The following is a 19,775-nucleotide window of genomic DNA, read 5'->3' on the forward strand; positions in this document are numbered from 1 at the left end:
GCTATCCGTTCAGTTCCGCGGATTCCTCGTCGCTGAACAACCGCGACCGGATCAGGAACCGCACGCCTTCCGGAGCCTCCAAGGAGAAACCGCTCCCGCGTCCGGGCACCACATCGATCGTCAGATGGGTATGCCTCCAGTACTCGAACTGCGGCCCGGACATCCACACCGGCACCGCGTCGATCCCTTCCACCGTCAGGTCACCCAGATGCACGTCGCGAGAACCGACCCGGAATTCGCCTACTGGGTAACACATCGGGGCGCTGCCGTCGCAGCATCCGCCGGACTGGTGGAACATCACCGGTCCGTGGGCTGACACCAGCCGCCGCAGCAGGTCGGCGGCGGCCGGCGTCAGGTCCACCCGCTGGGGCATCAGAAGAAGCCCAGCGCCTGGTCGGAGTAGGAGACCAGCATGTTCTTCGTCTGCTGGTAGTGGTCCAGCATCATCTTGTGGTTCTCGCGGCCGATGCCGGACGCCTTGTAGCCGCCGAAGGCCGCGTGTGCCGGGTAGGCGTGGTAGTTGTTCACCCACACCCGGCCCGCCTGGATGTCGCGGCCCGCGCGGTAGGCGGTGTTGCCGTCGCGCGACCAGACGCCGGCACCGAGGCCGTACAGGGTGTCGTTGGCGATCTTCAGCGCGTCGTCGTAGTCGTCGAACTTCGCCACCGACACCACCGGGCCGAAGATCTCCTCCTGGAAGATGCGCATCTTGTTGTCGCCCTCGAACACCGTCGGCTGCACGTAGTAGCCGCCGGACAGGTCGCCGCCCAGGTCGGACTGCGCGCCGCCGGTGAGCACCTTCGCGCCCTCCTGCTTGCCGATGTCGATGTAGGAAAGGATCTTCTCGAGCTGGTCGTTCGAGGCCTGCGCGCCGATCATCGTCTCGGTGTCGAGCGGGTTGCCCTGCTTGATCTTCTTCACGCGCTCGACCGCGTCGCCGAGGAACCGGTCGTAGATGCCGGCCTGGATCAGCGCGCGCGACGGGCAGGTGCAGACCTCGCCCTGGTTCAGCGCGAAGAGCGCGAAGCCTTCCTGCGCCTTGTCGTAGAACGCGTCGTTGGCCGCGGCGACGTCGTCGAAGAAGATGTTCGGGCTCTTGCCGCCCAGTTCGACGGTCACCGGGATGATGTTTTCGCTGGCGTACTGCAGGATCAGCCGGCCGGTCGTGGTCTCGCCGGTGAACGCGACCTTGCGCACGCGGTTGCTCGACGCGAGCGGTTTGCCCGCCTCGACGCCGAAGCCGTTGACGATGTTCAGCACGCCCGGCGGGATCAGGTCGCCGATGATCGACAGCAGCAGGTGGATCGACGCCGGGGTCTGCTCGGCGGGCTTGAGCACGATCGCGTTGCCCGCGGCCAGCGCCGGGGCGAGCTTCCAGACCGCCATCAGCAGCGGGAAGTTCCACGGGATGATCTGGCCGACGACGCCGAGCGGCTCGTGGAAGTGGTAGGCGACGGTGTTGTCGTCGATCTGCGAAATGCCGCCCTCCTGGGCGCGCAGCGCGCCGGCGAAGTAGCGGAAGTGGTCGATCGCGAGCGGAATGTCGGCGGCGAGGGTCTCGCGGACCGGCTTGCCGTTCTCCCAGGACTCGGCGACCGCGATCTTCTCGAGGTTCTGCTCCATCCGGTCGGCGATCTTGAGCAGGATGTTCGCGCGCTCCTCGGGCGAGGTGCGGCCCCACGCGGGCGCGGCGCCCTCGGCCGCGTCGAGCGCCCGGTCGATGTCGGCCGCCGTCCCGCGGGCGATCTCGGTGAAGGTCTTCCCGGTCACCGGGGTCGGGTTCTCGAAGTACTGCCCGCCGGCCGGCGCGACGTATTCGCCGCCGATGTAGTGGTCGTAGCGGGTCTCGTAGTCGACGACGGAGCCGTCGGTGTTCGGTGCGGCGTATACGGCCATCTTGCCCTGCCTCGTTGCTGGTCGGTGACGGTCGGCGGCGACCGTAGGCCGGGCAACGTTGCGCCGACGTTGCAGCCTTGTGACCAGGGTCTCTACTCTCGAGCACGTGGCAGAGCCGCCCGAACCCGACCTGCTGCGCGACCCGGAGTCGTACGCGCAGCTGCTCCGGCACGTCCGCGAGGCGGTGCTGTCCGGGGCCGCCGCGCCGCGCTCGCCGCGCTCGGTGGTGTCGGAATCGTGGGAACGCTCGCTGGCCGCGCACGTCGACCCGGACGCGGGCGAGGCCCCGCTGATCTGCGAGGCGGACGAGCTCACCGACCTGCGCGCGGAGCATCCGCTGGCCCCGGTGCTGCCGCTGTTGCGCGAGATGCTGGTGAGCATCGCCGACGACGCCGAGCACATGATGATCGTGACCGACGCGAACGGCCTCATCCTGTGGCGCGAGGGCGCGACCGGCGTGCTGCTGCGCGCGGACCGGGTCGCGCTCACCGAGGGCACGCGGTGGAGCGAAGAGGCGATCGGCACGAACGCGATGGGCACCACCCTCGCGACCGGCCAGCCGGTGCAGATCTACTCCGCCGAACACCTCGTGCGCCGCTATCACACGTGGACCTGCGCGGCGGCCCCCGTGCGCGACCCGGACACCGGCGCGCTGCTCGGCTCGATCGACGTCAGCGGACCGCTCCGCACGGTGCATCCGGCGATGTTGTCGCTGGTCACGGCCACCGCGCAGCTGGCCGAGGGACGGCTGCGGGCCCAGCTGGCGGTCCGTGACGAGAAGGTGCGGCGGGCGAACATGCCGCATCTGGCGTCGTTGCGCGGCCGCCCCGGCGCGCTCCTTTCCGCGGGCGGACGGGTGCTGGCCGCCGAGGCGTGCACCCTTCCGTCCACTGTGGAGGTGCGGAAAGGCGGCGGCACCGTGACGCTGCCGGACGGCCGGATCGCCACCGTCGACCCGCTCGACGAGGGTTATCTCCTCCGGATCGCGACGTCCGGCTCCGCGCCCCGGCGGAAGTTGTCGCTCGAATACCTCACCGACGGTCCTGGATCGACCACGGTGGACGGTCGAGACATCCCGTTCACCTTGCGGCACGCCGAATTGCTGACCCTGCTCGCGCTGCAGCCGCGCGGCCTGTCGGCGGAGAAGCTGGCGCTGCAGCTGTACGGCGAGTCTGGCAATCCGGTGACCGTGCGCGCCGAGATCCACCGGTTGCGCACCCAGCTCGGCACCGGGGTGTTGCAGACGCGCCCATACCGGATCGCGGCCACAGTGGACGCGGATTTCCTGCGCACCAAAGCCGCCCTGCGTGCCGGTGACGCCGCCGCCGCGGTCCGGTCGTTCCAGGGACCGCTGCTCGCGGAGTCGGAATCGCCCGCGATCCTGGAGGAACGCGAGTCGATCAGCGCGCAGGTCCGGCAACTGGCGCTGAACAGCCGGGACGCGGACACGTTGTGGGCGTTCTGGGAAACCTCCTGTGGCGCGGACGATCTGGCGATTCTGGACGCGTTGTGCGCGGTCCTTTCGCCGTCGGATCCGCGACTGGCCGCGGTGCGGACTCACCGCGCCCGGCTCGGCTGATTCTTACCGCGCCACAGCGGTTTCCCGGATCGCGTCGTCGACTGTCGCCCGGCGGGACGGCTCCAGGTACAGCTCTCGCAGCAGCAGACCGTCCATGTGCTGCACCGTCAGACCGGGTTGCTTTCCGGTGAGCCCGTTGAGGAATCCGCCGAGTTTGAAGGCACCGCGCACCGGCCAGGACGGCATCGGGCGCACCCGGCGCGGTCGTCCCGCCGCCGCGGCCAGCCGGGCGAGCATGTTCGCCCATTGCAGGTTTTCTTCCGCCACCGGGATATCCGCGCCCGATGCCTGTTCCAACGCGTCCACCGTCGCGACGCCGACCCCGCGCGCGCTCGTCGCCGCGGTACCACCGGCAGGCGCGAACAGCGGTGTGTTGGAGCGGACCCACTTCACGATCGGCACCGACCACTGCGGCACGCGATCCTCGGCAACACCGAAAACGAACGGCACCTCGATCACCGCGACCGGCAACCCCGGCCCCGCCGTTTCGCGCGCGACGCGGGCCTGCTCCAGCCGACTACGCACGTACGGATGCTTCGCGGCCAACCCCCACTCAGGGTGTATGCGGTCGAAGTACGTGTAGTACGACCCGAGAACCGCAGCGCGCGTACAGCCTGCTTCGTGCGCCGCGCGCAACAACGCGGCGACAGGTGCGACGTTGCCCGCGCGCAGCCGAGGCTCGACCGGCCCGCGTCCGACCGCACGGTCGTCCATGCCACCGGCGAAGACGACACCGTCATGTCCGTCGAGTGCTTCGCGCAGCTCGTCGTGCGAAGCCTTCGAGACGTCGAGCGTCCGGTCGACACCCTCGCGCGCCGTACGTGCGATCGCGGTCGTCTCGTGCCCGCGTTTCCGCAGTTCATCGAGCACGTGCTGACCTAGCAGGCCGCTGCCGCCCACTACCAAGATCTTCATGCCGCGTCCGTTTCTCCGTGCAGGTCTGAGCTGGCCACGTCGGCGAGTTTGGCAGGCCCGCCGCGTGGCTCTGCTGAGGCCTCACGGCTCGAGGTCGACGACTCCCTTGCCGGTCGCGATGTCGAACGGCACGGACGCCTGGTCGTGGACGATCACCCAGTCGCCGCCGGTCTTCCGGAAGACGAAGGTGGCCCGGACCCACATGCCGTTCGCCTCGGTCCCGTCGCGGAGCAGCCCGCTCACGCGGCCGAAGCCGTGCCCCACGGCCAGGTCGGCGCCCACGGTGACGGTCAGGTCGCGGACCTCGTAGTCCACCTTTTCGAAGAGCGTGAACACCTTCTCCCAGTTCTTCAGCTTCGCGTCGATCCCCACGTGCTGCAACGGCGGCTCGACGTCGAAGGAAACGACGTCCGGGGCGTAGACCCGCTTCAGGCCTTCGAGATCCTTCGCCCGCAACGACTCGATGATCTTGTCGATGCGCCCCCTGATCTCGGCTTCGTCCCCTTCGCGTCGCGCGCGCACCGAGGCGAGCGCGGTGCTCCACCGGACGACGTGATCGAGCAGCATGTCCAGCGCCGCGACGTTGTACTCGCCCGGCTTGAAGACCTCGCCCTCGAACTCGGTGGCCAGGGGCAGCGTGACCTGCGGGGCGACGTCGGCCATTTGCAGCGCCCCGCAGACCAGCCGCAACTGCTCGACCGCGCGTGCCCCGCCGACGCCGCCGTACGACACGAAGCCGGCCGCCTTGTCGTTCCACTCGAAGTACACGGTGTCCATGGCGTTCTTGAGCACGCCGGGCGCGGAGTGGTTGTACTCCGGTGTGACCAGTACGAACCCGTCGAACGACGCGAGGACCGCCGCCCACGCCCGGGTGTGCTCGAACCGGTAGCCGCCCGGCGCCATCGGCGGTTCGTCGAGGTGCGGCAGCGGGTGGTCGCGCAGGTCGACGAGCTCGAACTCGGCGTCCGTACGCCGAGTCGCCGTCTCGTGCACCCATCGCGCGACCTGGTCGCCCATGCGGCCCGGGCGAGTGCTGCCGAGCACGATTCCGATCCTGATCATCGTTCTCCCCTGTTCGGAAGTGTCTTCGCCCGGTACGACGAAACCGCCCGCCGGAACGTCAGGCATGACATTCCGGCACGCTGTTTCGTCGGAGGAGACATGACAACAGCACCGGAGCCGGTCACCGGCGAGCGCAGGCACCTGGTCAACCTCGCGTACCGGCTTCTCGGTTCACTCGCCGAAGCCGAGGACGCCGTTCAGGAGGCGTACGCCCGCTGGTACGCGTTGTCGCGGCCGCAGCGGGAAGCGATCTCCTCACCCGGCGCGTGGCTGACGACGGTCGCCAGCCGCATCTGCCTTGACCTGCTCGGGTCGGCGCGGATCCGGCGCGAACGGTACGTGGGCGAGTGGATCCCCGAGCCGGTGCCCGACCACGCCGAGGGGGCGCACGGCGACCCCGCCGACCGGATCACCCTTGACGAGTCGGTCAGCATGGCGTTCCTCGTGGCGCTCGAAGCGATGACCCCGGCCCAGCGCGTCGCGCTCGTGCTGCACGACGTCTTCCGCTACTCCTTCGCCGAGGTCGCCGAGATCACCGGCCGCACCCCGGCGGCGTGCCGCGAACTGGCCTCCGCGGCCCGTCGCCGCATCCGCACCGCGCGGCCGTCCGCGACCCCGGCGGCGCACCAGGCCGGCCTGGTGCGCACCTTCAAGCAGGCCTGGCAAGCCGCGGACATCGACACCCTGATCGGCCTCCTCGACCCCGACGCCACCTTCACCGCGGACGGCGGCGGTCTGGTCCAGGCCGCCCTGGAACCGATCAACGGCGCCGAGGCGATCGCCCGCTACCTCACCGACCTGGCCGTCCGCGGCGGCGGCTCGATGACCTTGGTGGAGCGTGCCGTCAACGGAAGCCCCGGCCTGGTCATCCGGCGCGGGGAGGAGACCTCGGCGGTGTACGCGTTCGACGCCGCGGGCGGCCGCGTCACGCACATCTGGGCCGTCCGCAACCCGCAGAAGCTCCGGCTGTGGACCGGCGGCTGATGCGATGTCCGTCCGCCTGAAGGTGCCGGCGGCCGGGCGCGCCTAGCTGCACTTCGACAAGTTCGAGCTCGCATCTCCGCCAGATAGTAGCCATGGCTATAGTTTCCATTTACACTATCTACATGGAACCAACGCTCGGGCATCTCGTCTGGCGGCTGTCGATGAAATGGCGGTCCTCCGTCGACCGGGCACTGGCCCCGCTGGGCCTGACCCACGCGCAGTACGTGGTGCTGGCGTCCCTCAGCGGTCTGTCGGCGCGCGGTCCGGAGCCGAGTCAGCGTCAGCTCGCGGACCACGCCGGCCTGGAGCCGATCTACGTCTCGAAACTGGCCAAGGCACTGGAGAACGCGAACCTCATCGAGCGGCCGGTGCATCCGGACGATCCGCGCGCCGTCCGGCTCGTGCTGACCGACCGCGGCCGGAAGACGGTCGCCGAGGCCATCGCGATCGTGCATGCGCTCATGGCCGAGCAGACCGCCGCCATCGGCGGACCGAAAGGCAAGCAGGCCAAGGAGTTCCAGGAAACCCTGCTCGCCCTGCTGGGCGAAACCCCCTCACCGTAAGGAATCAGACATGACCGCGTTCAACGCTCGTACCGTCGTGATCGCCGCCGCCGCTTTGACCGCGCGGCGGGACACCATCCTCGGCCAGGCAGGGCTGGGTTTCGTGGAGTCGCTCGTGCTGCGGGCCGTCGCGGCCGGATCGGCGACGCCGGAAGAAGTTGCGGCCGCCGTCGTGACGCGCAACGTGATCGACGAAGCGCAGGTGTCGGCGGCGCTGGAAAACCTCACCACGGCCGGGCTGATCGACGGCGCGATCTCCGCGACGACGAAGGGCGAAGCTCTCAACGACCGGATCAACGCTGCCAACGCGCGTTCCTCCGCCCTGCTGCTCGACGGGATCGACGAGCGGGACCTGGCCACCGTGACGCGGGTGCTCGATCTGATCACCGAGCGTTCGGCGACGCCCGTGGCGCTGTAGGCGGCCCCCGACTAGCACCTCCGGACACTGCCACCACGGCACCCCGAGGTAGACACCGTCTACATACTTTGATAGACAGTGTCTACAAGATGAACCAGGGGTTACGGAGAGCGGAATGGGTTTCCACACGTTCGTCGCCGTCGGCGACAGCTGCGCGGAGGGGCTGGACGATCCCTACCCGGATCACAGCCAGTACCGCGGCTGGGCGGACTACGTCGCCGGGCGGCTCGCGCGCGACGAAACCGGCTTTCGCTACGCCAATCTGGCCGTTCGCGGGCGGCGGCTCGACCAGATCACCGCGGAGCAGCTTCCGACGGCCGAGCGGCACGAACCGGACCTGATCGCGTTGTTCGGCGGCGGCAACGACGTGATGAGCCGCGGCTGGGACGCTCGCACGGTCGCTCGTCGCGTGGACACCGCGATCCGGCAGTGCACGCAGATCGCGCCGACCGTCGTCACGTTCACCTTGAGCGACATCGCGCATCGCATGCCGCTGGGCGGGCGGATGCGGCCGCGGGTCACCGCGCTCAACGACGCCATTCGCGAGGCTTCGGTCAGCTACGGCGCGAAGCTTGTCGACCTGTGGCCGGACCAGGCCGCGCACGACTCGCGCTACTTCGGGCCGGACCGGCTGCACCTGTCGCAGGCCGGACATCTGCGCGTCGCCGGCCACGTGCTCGACCGGCTCGGCGTCGCGCACGACGGCAGCTGGCTGCAGCCGCTGCCCGGCGCTCCGGCCCCGGGCAGCGCGATCGCCGACCTGCGCTGGCTGTGGCAGGAGGTGCTGCCGGTAGGGATCACGCGGCTGCGCAACCGGCTCATCGGCCGGTCCCCCGGCGACGGCTTCCTGCCGAAGCGTCCCGAGCTGCTGCCGGTGGCGTTCTCCGAAGCTCAGGTATGAGCGCGCGGCAGCGGTTGATCCGTACCGCAGCAGACCTGCTCGTCGGTTCTGGCGTCGAGGCCGTGACCTTGCGCGGGATCGCGAAGGCAGCTGGCGTGTCGCACGGTGCGCCGCTTCGCCACTTCTCGGGACGCGCGGAGCTGCTGTCCGCCGTAGCAACGCTTGGCTTCACACAGCTGCTCCATCGCGGCGCACAGTTGCCCGACGGCACCCCGCGCGAACGCGTCACGGCCGCCTGTCACGCGTACGTCGACTTCGCCGTGACGAACCCCGCCATGTTCGAGCTGATGTTCCGTCGCGACCTCATCGACCCGGCGGAACCAGGGTTGGTCGCGGCCAGCAGCGCCGTCTTCGACACCTTCGCCGAGCTAGTGCGTCTGGACCGCGCCGAAGCGGACGACGACCGACTGCGTCCGGGTACGGATCCACGGCTTGTCGCTGCGTCGCTGTGGGCCGCGTTGCACGGTCTCGCGCAGCTGTGGTTGTGGGGCGGACTGGCCGGAGCCAGCTTCGCGCCTTCGCCGGAATCGGCGTTGGCGGTGACACTCGACGCGTATCTGGGGTGAAGCTCCAGCGGAGAGCCCGGAATCCCCCTGGCTCTCCGCCGAACAGCGGGAATGGATGACCATTCGGAGGTGACGGTAATCGGCCGACCCCTTCCGCGGAATCCGCCCTTAGCCGCAGTCGCGGGCAAACCCTGCCGGTAGGCGGCCTGCCGCGATCGCGGTAGGGATGAGGAAACCGCCGGTCAGGAAGGTAGTTTCAGGGCCGCGATGCGGATCCTCCGGGCGCGGCCGCTGTGCACGGATTCGCTGCTGGCCGCCGCGATCGGACTATTACCTTTTCGCCGGTGCGCCCGGCCTCGAGGAGCTTCCCGCGCTGGTCACCCGGGTCCGCGAAGCCGGGCTGACGGTGCGGCTGCGGGTCGCCGGAACGCCTCGGACGCTGCCGTCGGGTCAGCAGTTGTGCGCGTACCGGGTCGCGCAGGAAGCACCGACGAATGTGCTGAAGCACGCCTCGGATTCCGTCGCGCGGGACGGGCTGGAGGCCGTGCAGGAGCCGGCGCGACTGCGGCCCGAGGTGATCCTGATGGACATCCGGCTGGTCGGCACCGGGATGCCGAACGGGGAGATCGCGGCTCGGCTGCTGGTCAGCGAGGCGACGGTGAAGACGCACCTCAACCGGTTGATGTCGAAGCTCGGGATTTCCAGCCGGGCGCAGGCGGTAGTGGTCGCTTACGAAACCGGCTTGGTCCGGCCTGGCCGGTAGCCGAATTCGTTGCGCAGCACGCGTTCCGCGGCGTGCTGACCGGCCATTCCATGCACTCCGGGGCCGGGCGGCGTCGCGGCCGAGCACAGGTAGACGCCGCGCAACGGGGTCCCGTACGGGTCCCAGCGCAGGACCGGCCGACCCAGCACCTGGCGCATCGTGACCGCGGCGGCGGCGATGTCCCCGCCGACGTAATTGGCGTTGTACGCCTCGAACTCGCTCGCCGGGATCGCGCGCGAGGCGAGGATCGTGTCGCGGAAACCGGGCGCGAAGCGTTCGATGCGGCGGATGATCGCGGCTGTCGGGTCGAGCGGATCTCCGTGCGGGACGTGGGCGTAGGCCCAGATCGGCTGTTTGCCCGGGAGACCGCGGGACGGGTCGGCGGCCATCGGCTGGGAGAGGAGGACGAACGGATCCCGCGCCCGCTTCCCGGCGGTTACCGCGTTTTCCGCCGCGTGCACCTCGGCTCTTGTCCCTCCGATATGGACAGTCCCGGCGCGGGCGAGTTCCTTTTCGCGCCACGGGATCGCTTCGGAGACCAGGAAGTCGACCTTCGCCGCCGCCGGTCCGTAACGGACTTTCTCCAGCGCCCTGCGGTACTGCTGGGGCAGCAATGGACCGGCGAGGTCGAGGACGCCCTTCGGCGCTAGGTCCAACAGCACGGCACGCGCATGCGCCAACTCGCGTACGTCGGCGACGCGCGCGTTGGTGCGTACGCGACCACCGTGGGCCTCGATGTCCGCGACGAGCGTGTCGGTGATGTGTTGCGAACCGCCACGCGGGATCGGCCAGCCCGTGGTGTGCGCGAGATGGCACAGCAGTACCGCTATGCCGCCGCCGATGAGCGACGGCAGCTTGCCAAGCGCGTGCGCCTCGACACCAGCGATGAGCGCCGCTGCCTCCTTGCTCCTGAAGGAATTCACTGTCGCTGCGAGAGCGCGCGTTGCGATGTACGCAGCTGTACGCGGACGCGGCGGGTGGCGGAGGTCGCCGAGGAGCACTTCGGTGATCTCAGCGCTGTGCTCGATCAGCGGTGCCATGAAACGCCGCCACTGCGCACCGTCGGCTCCTAGCCGCGCACAGGTGCGGTCTAGATCCGCGTACGCGATGCCTGTGGTCTTCTCGTCGATCGAATGCGCGTACGGGATTTCCGGATGGCAGAGGTCGAGATCGAACTGGCGGAGAAACGGCGAAGCCGCGGCCATCGGATGGACCGCCGAACAGATGTCATGGACAACGTCGGAGTCGAACAACCGCTTCGACCGCGCCCCGCCGCCCGGCTCGGCCGCCGCTTCGTACACCTCGACCGACAACCCGGCCCGCGCCAGCACCACGGCCGCGGCCAGGCCGTTCGGCCCCGAGCCGACGACCGCGACGTCCAGCGTGATAGGCGGAGACACCTCTCGAGCCTACGGCTGCGACGAACCGGGCGCCCAGTGTCACTCCCGAACATCTGATCGAATATTGTCGTACCCCACGCCTACCGTGCACCCCATGCCGGTCCGCACGGGCCGCGCCTGCTGGAGAGGGGGGTCATGCCCGACCACGACACGTTGCTCGAGCGCGTGCGGAAGCTGCTCGCCAAGGCCGAGGACCCGGCCGTCACGCCCGCCGAAGCCGAGCTGTACAACACCAAAGCGGCGCAGCTGATCGCGCGGCACGGGATCGACAACGCGATGCTGGCCGCGTCCGGGCAAACCGGCGACGACATCACGGTGCTGAAGCTGCCGATCTCCAATCCGTACAGCCGCGACAAAGCCAGCCTGCTCACCAGCATCGCGTATCCGTTGCGCTGCCGGACCTTGCTGCATCGAGTCGGTCAAGGAGTCGAAGAGGTCACCGTGTTCGGCTTCCGCACCGACCTCGCGCGGGTCGAGCTGCTGTTCACCAGCCTGTTGCTGCAGGCGAGCACCCAGCTCACCCGGGTGCGGCCGGAGGAACGGGTGTTCCGCGAATCGCTGGCGGCCTACCGGCGGACGTGGCTGCACGGTTTCGCTCGTGCGGTGCATGAACGGCTGACCGCGGCGGAGGAAAACGCCGCGCGGACGTACTCCGACGTCGCCGGCGGGAAGTCCGCGGAGCTGGTGGTGCGGGACCGGACGGCGCTCGTGCAGCAGGCCTTCGACCGCGAGTACGGCGACCTGCGCTCGGCGGCCCCGCGACGGTTGTCGGGATCGGGCTACCGGGAGGGCCACCGGGCCGGGACCCGGGCGAACCTCGACCCGGCGGCACTGGGCAGGCGGAGGTCGGCGCTTCCGGTGCGGTGAGCTCGATGCCGCTTCCCGAAGCGCGGACGGGCGCGCCAGGCAGCGAGGGGAGATCTCGTGATTCGCGTCGAAGACCTCGCCGCCCGGCCGGAGCTGCGCGCTCCCGCGCTCCAGCTGGGGTTCGTCGGCGGAGAGTTCCTCGGCCACGGCCTTACCGGCGGGCTGGCCAGCTCGAAGCGGATCGCCGCGCACTGGCCCGAGTTCTTCCTGGTCCTCCTCGATGACGACGTTCCCGTCGCGCGGGCGGCCGCGATTCCGGTCGCCTTCCCCACCTCGGAACGGCCTGAACTGCCTGACCACGGCTGGGACGGTGCCCTCGTCTGGGCCGCGGAAGACCATCTCGACGAACGGTCGCCCACCGCCCTTGTCGCGCTGGAGGTGTACGTCGCGGAAACCGCACGCGGGCGAGGCCTTGCCGCACAAGCGCTGTTGGAACTGAAGAACCGGGCGCGCCGGGCCGGGCTTTCCCGGCTGGTCGTGCCGGTGCGGCCGACCGGCAAACCACCCCTGGAGTCCATTGTGGACTACCTCGGCCGCGGCACCGATCCCTGGCTGCGCAGTCACGAGCGGCTCGGGGCCGAGTTCCGGAAGATCGCACCGTTCGCGATGACCGTCACCGGCACGCTCGCGCAGTGGGAGCAGTGGACCGGTATCCGCCTCAAAGACGGGCACACCGTCGTGCCCGGCGGCATCGCGCCCGTGCTCGCGTCGACGGAACAGGATCTGGGCGTATACGTCGAGCCGAACGTCTGGTACGAACACCCGCTCTGACTAGGCCCGTTCCCAGCTGGGCAGCCAAACCCCGTCCCCTGGCTCCGGTCCCGTCACCAGGTAGTCGCGCAGTTTCCGCACGTCCGGATGCGCGGGCTCCCGCCGCCACAGCAGCGACATCGGGTACACCGGCGTCGGGTCGACCACCAGCACCCGGCGGAGGTCGTACTCGTCCGGCCAGAAGTAGCGCGAGCCAGCGCCCACGAAGGTCGACAGGTCCGGCGACGTCGCCAGTTCGTCCAGCATCGTTTCGTTGCCGAAGACCGGACCGGACACGTCGATGGTCAGATCGAACGCTTCCGACAGCTCGGCGTAGTACGCGCCCCATTCCATGGTCGCCGACAGCCCCGGCATCCAGATCCGGTGGCCAGCCAGTTTCGCGATCGGCACCGACGACAGGTCGGCGAACGGGTGCCGGGGGCCGACGAGCAGCTCGTGCGGGTCGTAGTCCACCACGCCGCTCGTCACGCCGCCGGGCAGGTCGCGCTTCGGCACCCCGCGGAACGCCGCGTCGACCGAACCGGCCGCGACCGCGGCGACGGCGGCGTCGAAGCTCAGCTCGGCGCCGGTGGTCACGACCTCCAGCTCCACCTCCGGGAAGGCCCGGTGGAACTTCAGCGCCAGCTGCGCCGACTTGGTCCGCCGGTTCAGCACGTCGACCCGCAGCGGGCGCTTCTCCGGCCGCACCGCGGCGAGCGCGCGTTTCTCCGCGTCGAGCAGCACCCGTGCATGCGGCAGGAACGCCTCGCCGTCGGTGCTCAACCTGGCCCCGCGCGCGGTCCGGGTGAACAACTGCACCCCGAGCTCGCGCTCCAGCGCACCGACGCGCTTGGACACTGCTTGCTGCGTGATCCCCAGCTCCGCGGCCGCTTCCTGGAACTGCCCTCCGTCGACAACGGCGACGAAGGTCCGCACGAATTCCAGCTCCACGAGCCAATCCTAAGCGCTCGCGCCGCCCGCGGCGGGCACCTGCCCCAACACCGCTACTTGTCTGAGGAGTTGTGCTACGCTCCGCCTCGATGTTCACGCGCTTCCTTCTCCTTCGCCGCCACGGCGGGGCCTGACCGGACCGGCCCCCCGCCGTGGGGCAAGCACGCGCGCCGGTCGGCTCCCGACCTCCGAGAAGGACCGCAGATGAACACCGTGTGGAACCGGCAGCGAGCTTCCCGCATGCCGTCGCACCGCTACCGCGACGTCTACCAGCGGGTTGACGTCCCCAACACTGACCGAGCTTGGCCCGGCAACCGGATCACCCAGGCCCCGCTCTGGGTGCCGGTCGACCTGCGCGACGGCAACCAAGCCCTGGCCGAACCGATGGACCCGGCGCGCAAACGCCGGTTCTTCGAGTTGATGACCGGCATGGGATACAAGGAAATCGAGGTCGGCTACCCGTCCGCCTCGCAGACCGATTACGACTTCGTCCGGCTGCTCGCGGACACCGGCCTGGCCCCGGACGACGTCACGATCGTCGTGTTCACCCCGGCACGGCGCGACCTGATCGAACGCACCGTGGAGTCCGTTCGCGGCATCCGCAACGACGTCGTGATCCACCTGTACACCGCCACCGCGCCGACCTGGCGCACGGTGGTCCTCGGCCACGATCGAGCGTCGCTCAAAGAACTGATCCTCTCCGGTGCCCGCGACGTTCTGCGCGCTGCCGGCGACCTGCCGAACGTCCGCTTCGAGTTCTCCCCTGAGGTCTTCAACCTCACCGAACCCGACTACGTGCTGGAGGTCTGCGACGCGGTCACCGAGACCTGGCAAGCGAGCCCAAACCGTCCAGTGATCCTGAATCTGCCAGCGACCGTCGAGATCGCGACGCCCAATGTGTACGCCGACCAGATCGAGTACATGCACCGCAACCTCGCGCGCCGCGATTCGGTGATCCTGTCCGTGCACCCGCACAACGACCGCGGCACCGGCGTCGCCTGCGCCGAACTCGCCGTGCTGGCCGGGGCCGAACGCGTCGAGGGCTGTATTTTCGGCAACGGCGAGCGCACTGGAAATGTCGACCTGGCGACCCTGGCGCTCAACCTGCATGCCCAAGGCGTGGACCCGATGATCGATTTCTCGGACATCGACGAGATCCGCCGCACCGTCGAGTACTGCAACCGGATCGAGGTCCACGCACGGCATCCGTACGTCGGCGACCTCGTGCACACCGCGTTCAGCGGCACCCATCAGGACGCGATCAAGAAGGGTCTCGCCGAACATCACGCGCGTGCCGCGGAAACCGGTGTGCCCGCGCACGAACTGGACTGGCGCGTCCCGTACCTGCCGATCGACCCGGCTGACCTCGGCCGTGACTATGCCGCCGTCATCCGGGTGAACTCGCAGTCGGGCAAGGGCGGAATCGCCTATTTGCTGGAAAACGAGTACGGCATCACGCTGCCGCGTCGGCTGCAGATCGATTTCGCGCGCCGCGTCCAGGACCACACCGACGGCTCCGGCCACGAGGTGACCGCGACGGAACTGTGGCGGCTCTTCGAAACCGCTTACCTCCAGCCGAATCCGGCCATCACGGTGTCCCGCTTCGAAAACTCGGCCGACGAGCACACCAGCATCACCCTGCGCGTCGACGGGATCGAGCACACCAGCACGCACACCGGAATCGGACCGGTCGAAGCGCTCACCGCGGCGCTCGGCGAGCACGGGTGGAAGGTGGACATCGTTGCCCTGCACCAAACCAGCATCGGCTCCGGCAACGGCAGCGAAGCATTGACGCTGCTGGAATACCGCACCGACAGTGGTACACAATGGACAGCCGGGCGCGATCGTTCGGTACTCGCGGCCAGCCTGACGGCGGTGGTGAACGCCGCCTGAGCGCTGCGGTGCGGGCGTGGCCTGGCCGCGCTCGCACCGCTTCAGCCGTTCCCGCGAAGAAATGCCAGCACGGCCAGCACTCGCCGGTTCCCCTCGTCCGTCGGCGGGAGGTCGAGCTTCGACAGGATGCTCCCCACGTGCTTGCCCACCGCGGCGTCGGACACCACCAGCCGCCGGGCGATCGACGCGTTGGAATGGCCCTCGGCGATCAGCGACAACACCTCCCGTTCCCGCGCCGACAACCGGCCAAGCGGATCGGCCCGCCGGCGCAGCAGCTGACGCACCACCTGCGGATCCACCGCCGTTCCGCCGTCGACGACCTGCCGCAGCGTCGCGATGAATTCCTCGACGTCGACCACCCGGTCCTTCAGCAGGTAGCCGACCCCGCGCCCCTCGGCGGAGTCGAGCAACTCGGCCGCGTGACGGTGCTCGACGTACTGGCTCAGCACCACCACGGCCAGCTCCGGCCGCGTGCGCCGCAACTCGACCGCGGCGCGCAGCCCCTCGTCCGAATGCCCGGGCGGCATCCGGATGTCGGTGAGCACCAGATCCGGATCGTGCTCGCGCACAGCGGCGTGCAGACGCTCGGCATCGCCGACCGCGGCGACGACCTCGAAGCCGAACCGCTCCAGCAAACCGCACAATCCCTCGCGCAGCAGCACCTCGTCTTCGGCGAGGACGACCCGCATCGGCTCTTCCCTCAGCACGGCAGCTCCACTCGTACGACGGTCGGCCCGCCGACCGGACTGCGCACCCACATCCGTCCGCCCAGCACCGCGACCCGGTCGCTCAACCCGGTAATCCCGGTGCCACGCGACGGATCAGCACCACCAGCTCCGTTGTCCCATACCTCAATCGTAAGAAGACGACCGACAATTCCAGCGGTCACCGAGGCACAGCTGGCCGCGGAATGCTTGGCGACGTTGGTCAGCGACTCGGCCACCACGAAGTACGCGGTGGACTCCACCGGCTCCGGCAGCCGCGCGGGCACCGTCACGTCAACGGTGACCGGCACCGCGCAGCCGTCGGCGAGTTCCTCCAACGCGGCGGGCAAGCCAAGTTCGGCGAGCGCGCGCGGGTGGATTCCATTGATCAGCTCGCGCAGTTCGACCATCAGCTTCTTGGCCTGGTCATGCGCGTCCGACACCGCCTTCGCCGCCTCCGAATCCGGCGGCAGGTCGACCTTCGCGAGCCCAAGCTGCAAACTCATCCCGACCAGCCGCTGTTGCGCGCCGTCGTGCAGGTCGCGTTCAATGCGCTTGCGTTCCGCGTCGAACGCCGACAGCAGCCGCGTGCGGGATTGCGACACCTCGGTCAGCTCGCCGCGAAGCTTCTCGGCGGCCCCGTCGGTGAGCAACGATCGGGCCAGCATCGCGTGCAGGCCGGCGAATCCGGACAGCAGATAGCCGGACAGCACGAGCAGCACCACACCGGCCAGCGCGTACGGCACCGCCCCCGCGGGAGTGGAAACCTCAGCGAAGCCCACCGAAATCGTCTCGTTCTCGCTGACGAGCAGCGGACTGAGCACCAGGATCGCAGCGAAGAACGCCGCCATGCCAGCTACCGAGTACAGCGCGGGAATCGCGGTGCACAACAGAACCGCGTACCCGAGCTCGCGCCACGACGCCGGTTCGGTATAGCGAGCCCGCATTCGGGGCCACCAGCCTGGTTCGCTGACAGGTCCAAAGGGGACAGTCACCGGGTTGAGGTCGACCATGCGCAGCCGCTGCCGTTCGACCCCGGCCACCACTGCCGCCCACGCCGGCCCCGCGATCAGGAACAGCAGCATTCCGAACACCGAGAACACCGCGACCAGCCCGAGCTCAGAAGTCTGCCCGTGCACGACGCGGCTGACCAGCACCGCGAGCGGCAGCAGGCAGAACCCGAACAGGAGGCCGAACAGCAGCGTCATCGGACCGGTGCTGACCCCGTAGAGCAACGCTCGCCACGGCCAGGAGGAAATCAGGAACGTCCGCTGCGACAAGGCATCCAGCAGAGTGCGCGGTTTCGCGGTCGGAGAGACGGTAGCCACGAGATCCAGACTAGCCAGCGTGCGGCCCGGTTTCGATCAGCTTACCCGTAGTCTCGAAGGTAGGGCTAGGCATACCACGGAGGCTGGACGCCGTCCCGCGCGAGCAAGCGGCGCGGCGGCCTGCACCAGGTCGGCACAGAAGTCCCGGGGCGTGTCCAGAACGCGATCTCGGCATTGACTTCGAGTTAACTTGAGGTCTTACCTTCGGCGTCGTGACCGAAACGACTGACGCCGGAGTGCGGCGCCCACCGAGATCCTTGCTGGCGACGCTGCTCGGCGTCAGCACCATGACCATCATGGCCAGCGCCACGATCACGCCCGCACTGCCGGGCATGCAGCGGCACTTCGCCGCCGAACCGCACGCGGAGCTTCTCGTCCGGCTGGTGCTTACATTGCCCGGACTGGCGATCATGGTGTCCGCGCCGTTGCTTGCCAAACTGAGCGGACGGACCGGACGCGTGCCGGTGCTGCTCGCCTGCCTCGCCCTCTACACCGTCGGCGGCGGATCCGGTCTGCTGCTGGATTCACTCCCCGCGCTGCTCGTCGGACGAGCTGTGCTCGGGATCGGCATCGCTGGGATCATGACCACGTCAACCGCGTTGATCGCCGATCACCACGATCCCGTCGAGCACGGCCGAGTGCTCGGTTTGCAAGGAGCGGCAATGGGTTTCGGCGGCGTCGTCGCCCTGCTGCTCGGCGGCTTGCTGGCCGCGGTGGACTGGCGCGGGCCGTTCGCCATTTACCTGCTGGCGATTCCGATGGTGGCGCTCGTGCTGCGATTCGTGCCGGACGCGCGGGTCCAGCCGACTGACCCGAGGGACACCACCACGGCCGCGTCGCCGTGGCAGCCTCGGCTGCTCGGGCTGTACGCGCTGATCTTCATTGGCGTCGTCGTCTTTTATACCGTTCCGACGCAGGCTCCGTTCTGGCTGGCCGAAGTCGGCGGCGCGGGACCGGCCGTCGCGGGAGCTTTGATCGCCGCGGTCAATCTGGTGATGACCTTGGTGGGCCTGAATTTCCGCCGCCTGCGCGCCCGCTGGTCCTTCCCGAGGCTGGCCATCGCGATGTTCGCCGCGTTCGCCGTGGGGCTGGTCGTCCTCGGGACCGCCAGTGCATTGTGGACGGCCGCACTGGGCATGGTCGTGGTCGGACTTGGCGTGGGACTGCAAAACCCGACCATCAACGGCTGGCTGGTTTCCACCGCATCCCCTGGCGCACGCACCAGGTCACTGGGGTTGCTGACGTCCGCGTTGTTCCTCGGACAGTTCTCGTCGCCGCTGATCGCGCAGCCGGTGATCGACGCCGTCGGAATGGGGACGACGTTTGTCCTATCCGGAGCGCTGGCCGCGGTCGTCGGCGTTGTCATGGCAGCTATCCATTGGCGCTCACCCTAGAGACATAGTCGACGACCTGGGCGTGCGCGGCGAACCAAACCCCGTCGTGCGAAGCGATGTGTTCCAGCAACTCAGCGAGAATCGCGATGCGGGAACGATGTCCGATGATATGCGGATGCATGGTGAGCTGGAAGAGGCCGCCCTCGGCTACGGCGAGGTCGAACTCGTCGCGCCAGATCGGCAGCACCTCCCGCGGCGGGGTGTACGGACGCTGCGGACCGTAGCGATTCATCGTGAAATACGGTGCGTCGTCGCGGATCCATTCCACCGGAATCTCGACGATGCCGGTCGGTTCGCCGTCGGCGAGGATCTCGTAGCAGTCGTTGTCCGCCATCAACGAGGAGTCGTAGGCTAAGCCCAGTTCGCGGATGATTGAGAGGGAGCTTTCGGAAAAGTCCCAGGACGGCGTGCGAATGCCGACCGGACGCTTGCCGGTGAGCCGCTCCAGCGTGTCCGCGGCCCGGAAGGCGAGGTCGCGTTCGGCCGAGGGCGGCAGCTGAGCGTTGCTTTCGTGGATCCAGCCGTGCAACGCGACCTCGTGCCCAGCGTCCACATAGGACTGGGCCTCGCCGTCGTGCAGCAAGGCCGACACCGCGGGCATGAAGAACGTCGACGGCGCACCGAACCGCTCAAGCAGCTTCAACACCCGCGGCACGCCGACCCGCGCACCGTACTCGCCCTGCGACAGCTTGCCCGGCAGCACGTGACCGTCGCGCAGCGAGATCGTTTCGTGGTCGGAATCGAACGACAACGCCACAGCCACCCGCGCCCCGCCCGGCCAGGAATCCGGCCGCAACGGCCGCCCGGCACGCACGCGACCTACGTGGTCCCGCCAGGTCTGGTCGCTCCACTGCCACGGTTCGGTCATGCTTCCTCCCCCTGCGACGCGAGGCTTCCATCG

General features: G+C 69.0%; 19 protein-coding genes and 1 pseudogene. 11 read left to right on the forward strand and 9 right to left on the reverse strand.

Features of this window, described 5'->3' with window-relative positions; translation table 11 throughout:
• Window position 1: 1 nt before the first annotated feature.
• Together H5411_RS34160 and adh are read right to left on the reverse strand one after the other, a co-directional pair.
• The gene (locus H5411_RS34160; RefSeq protein ID WP_183126170.1) at window positions 2–373 is read right to left on the reverse strand and encodes a DUF779 domain-containing protein; all 372 of its coding nucleotides are present in this window, start codon (window positions 371–373) and stop codon (window positions 2–4) included.
• Window positions 373–1,896, reverse strand: coding sequence for an aldehyde dehydrogenase (gene adh, locus H5411_RS34165; protein ID WP_101437597.1), 1,524 nt, complete (start codon window positions 1,894–1,896; stop codon window positions 373–375). Before adh ends, H5411_RS34160 begins: the two co-directional genes overlap by 1 nt.
• A 106-nt stretch (window positions 1,897–2,002) precedes the next feature.
• Here adh and H5411_RS34170 point away from each other — a divergent pair, with 106 nt between their 5' ends.
• A complete protein-coding gene (locus H5411_RS34170) occupies window positions 2,003–3,475 on the forward strand; it encodes a helix-turn-helix domain-containing protein (protein ID WP_312878675.1) in 1,473 nt (490 codons plus the stop codon).
• 3 nt (window positions 3,476–3,478) lie between these two features.
• Here H5411_RS34170 and H5411_RS34175 read toward each other — a convergent pair whose 3' ends face one another.
• Both H5411_RS34175 and H5411_RS34180 read right to left on the reverse strand, forming a co-directional pair.
• The gene (locus tag H5411_RS34175; RefSeq protein ID WP_183126171.1) at window positions 3,479–4,390 is read right to left on the reverse strand and encodes an NAD-dependent epimerase/dehydratase family protein; all 912 of its coding nucleotides are present in this window, start codon (window positions 4,388–4,390) and stop codon (window positions 3,479–3,481) included.
• 81 nt (window positions 4,391–4,471) lie between these two features.
• Window positions 4,472–5,452 carry an NAD(P)H-dependent oxidoreductase gene (locus tag H5411_RS34180; RefSeq protein WP_183126172.1) on the reverse strand — a complete coding sequence of 327 codons (981 nt, stop codon included), beginning with the start codon at window positions 5,450–5,452 and terminating at the stop codon, window positions 4,472–4,474.
• Between the two features lie 99 nt (window positions 5,453–5,551).
• Between H5411_RS34180 and sigJ the strand changes: the two genes are divergently transcribed.
• From sigJ to H5411_RS49855, 6 genes and pseudogenes are all read left to right on the forward strand, one after another.
• The gene (gene sigJ / locus H5411_RS34185) at window positions 5,552–6,436 is read left to right on the forward strand and encodes an RNA polymerase sigma factor SigJ (RefSeq protein ID WP_183126173.1); all 885 of its coding nucleotides are present in this window, start codon (window positions 5,552–5,554) and stop codon (window positions 6,434–6,436) included.
• Between the two features lie 122 nt (window positions 6,437–6,558).
• Window positions 6,559–6,999, forward strand: coding sequence for a MarR family winged helix-turn-helix transcriptional regulator (locus H5411_RS34190; RefSeq protein ID WP_183126174.1), 441 nt, complete (start codon window positions 6,559–6,561; stop codon window positions 6,997–6,999).
• Between the two features lie 10 nt (window positions 7,000–7,009).
• A complete protein-coding gene (locus H5411_RS34195) occupies window positions 7,010–7,417 on the forward strand; it encodes a hypothetical protein (protein WP_183126175.1) in 408 nt (135 codons plus the stop codon).
• Between the two features lie 115 nt (window positions 7,418–7,532).
• The gene (locus H5411_RS34200) at window positions 7,533–8,318 is read left to right on the forward strand and encodes an SGNH/GDSL hydrolase family protein (protein WP_183126176.1); all 786 of its coding nucleotides are present in this window, start codon (window positions 7,533–7,535) and stop codon (window positions 8,316–8,318) included.
• Window positions 8,315–8,884: a TetR/AcrR family transcriptional regulator gene (locus tag H5411_RS34205; RefSeq protein WP_183126177.1), complete on the forward strand. Its 570-nt coding sequence runs from the start codon at window positions 8,315–8,317 to the stop codon at window positions 8,882–8,884. Before H5411_RS34200 ends, H5411_RS34205 begins: the two co-directional genes overlap by 4 nt.
• 529 nt (window positions 8,885–9,413) lie before the next feature.
• Window positions 9,414–9,587, forward strand: a pseudogene (locus H5411_RS49855) (response regulator transcription factor); the annotation flags it as partial.
• On the opposite strand, the gene H5411_RS34220 reads toward H5411_RS49855, so the two are convergent.
• Window positions 9,554–10,987, reverse strand: coding sequence for a phytoene desaturase family protein (locus H5411_RS34220; RefSeq protein WP_312878676.1), 1,434 nt, complete (start codon window positions 10,985–10,987; stop codon window positions 9,554–9,556). The pseudogene H5411_RS49855 and the gene H5411_RS34220 overlap by 34 nt on opposite strands.
• Before the next feature lie 135 nt (window positions 10,988–11,122).
• Between H5411_RS34220 and H5411_RS34225 the strand changes: the two genes are divergently transcribed.
• Both H5411_RS34225 and H5411_RS34230 read left to right on the forward strand, forming a co-directional pair.
• Complete coding sequence (locus tag H5411_RS34225; protein ID WP_101437588.1) at window positions 11,123–11,854, forward strand: DUF2786 domain-containing protein; 732 nt, start codon at window positions 11,123–11,125, stop codon at window positions 11,852–11,854.
• Between the two features lie 57 nt (window positions 11,855–11,911).
• A complete protein-coding gene (locus H5411_RS34230; RefSeq protein WP_183126178.1) occupies window positions 11,912–12,625 on the forward strand; it encodes a GNAT family N-acetyltransferase in 714 nt (237 codons plus the stop codon).
• Here H5411_RS34230 and H5411_RS34235 read toward each other — a convergent pair whose 3' ends face one another.
• On the reverse strand, window positions 12,626–13,555 hold the full coding sequence (locus H5411_RS34235) for a LysR family transcriptional regulator (protein WP_183126179.1): 930 nt from the start codon (window positions 13,553–13,555) through the stop codon (window positions 12,626–12,628).
• A gap of 204 nt (window positions 13,556–13,759) precedes the next feature.
• Here H5411_RS34235 and H5411_RS34240 point away from each other — a divergent pair, with 204 nt between their 5' ends.
• The gene (locus tag H5411_RS34240; RefSeq protein ID WP_246369602.1) at window positions 13,760–15,448 is read left to right on the forward strand and encodes a 2-isopropylmalate synthase; all 1,689 of its coding nucleotides are present in this window, start codon (window positions 13,760–13,762) and stop codon (window positions 15,446–15,448) included.
• A 41-nt stretch (window positions 15,449–15,489) separates the two neighbouring features.
• On the opposite strand, the gene H5411_RS34245 is transcribed toward H5411_RS34240, so the two are convergent.
• Together H5411_RS34245 and H5411_RS34250 are read right to left on the reverse strand one after the other, a co-directional pair.
• Complete coding sequence (locus tag H5411_RS34245; RefSeq protein WP_101437584.1) at window positions 15,490–16,137, reverse strand: response regulator transcription factor; 648 nt, start codon at window positions 16,135–16,137, stop codon at window positions 15,490–15,492.
• Window positions 16,138–16,148: 11 nt separating this feature from the next.
• Window positions 16,149–17,480: a sensor histidine kinase gene (locus H5411_RS34250; protein ID WP_220817863.1), complete on the reverse strand. Its 1,332-nt coding sequence runs from the start codon at window positions 17,478–17,480 to the stop codon at window positions 16,149–16,151.
• Window positions 17,481–17,692: 212 nt separating this feature from the next.
• On the opposite strand from H5411_RS34250, the gene H5411_RS34255 reads away from it, so the two are divergent.
• The gene (locus H5411_RS34255; protein WP_183126180.1) at window positions 17,693–18,874 is read left to right on the forward strand and encodes an MFS transporter; all 1,182 of its coding nucleotides are present in this window, start codon (window positions 17,693–17,695) and stop codon (window positions 18,872–18,874) included.
• Here the strand turns inward: H5411_RS34255 and H5411_RS34260 are convergent.
• Window positions 18,852–19,742, reverse strand: a complete 891-nt coding sequence (locus H5411_RS34260) for a polysaccharide deacetylase family protein (RefSeq protein ID WP_183126181.1) — start codon at window positions 19,740–19,742, stop codon at window positions 18,852–18,854. The genes H5411_RS34255 and H5411_RS34260 overlap by 23 nt on opposite strands.
• Between the last annotated feature and the right edge of the window lie 33 nt (window positions 19,743–19,775).

This window comes from Amycolatopsis echigonensis, from assembly GCF_014174495.1.
Classification (GTDB): domain Bacteria; phylum Actinomycetota; class Actinomycetes; order Mycobacteriales; family Pseudonocardiaceae; genus Amycolatopsis; species Amycolatopsis echigonensis.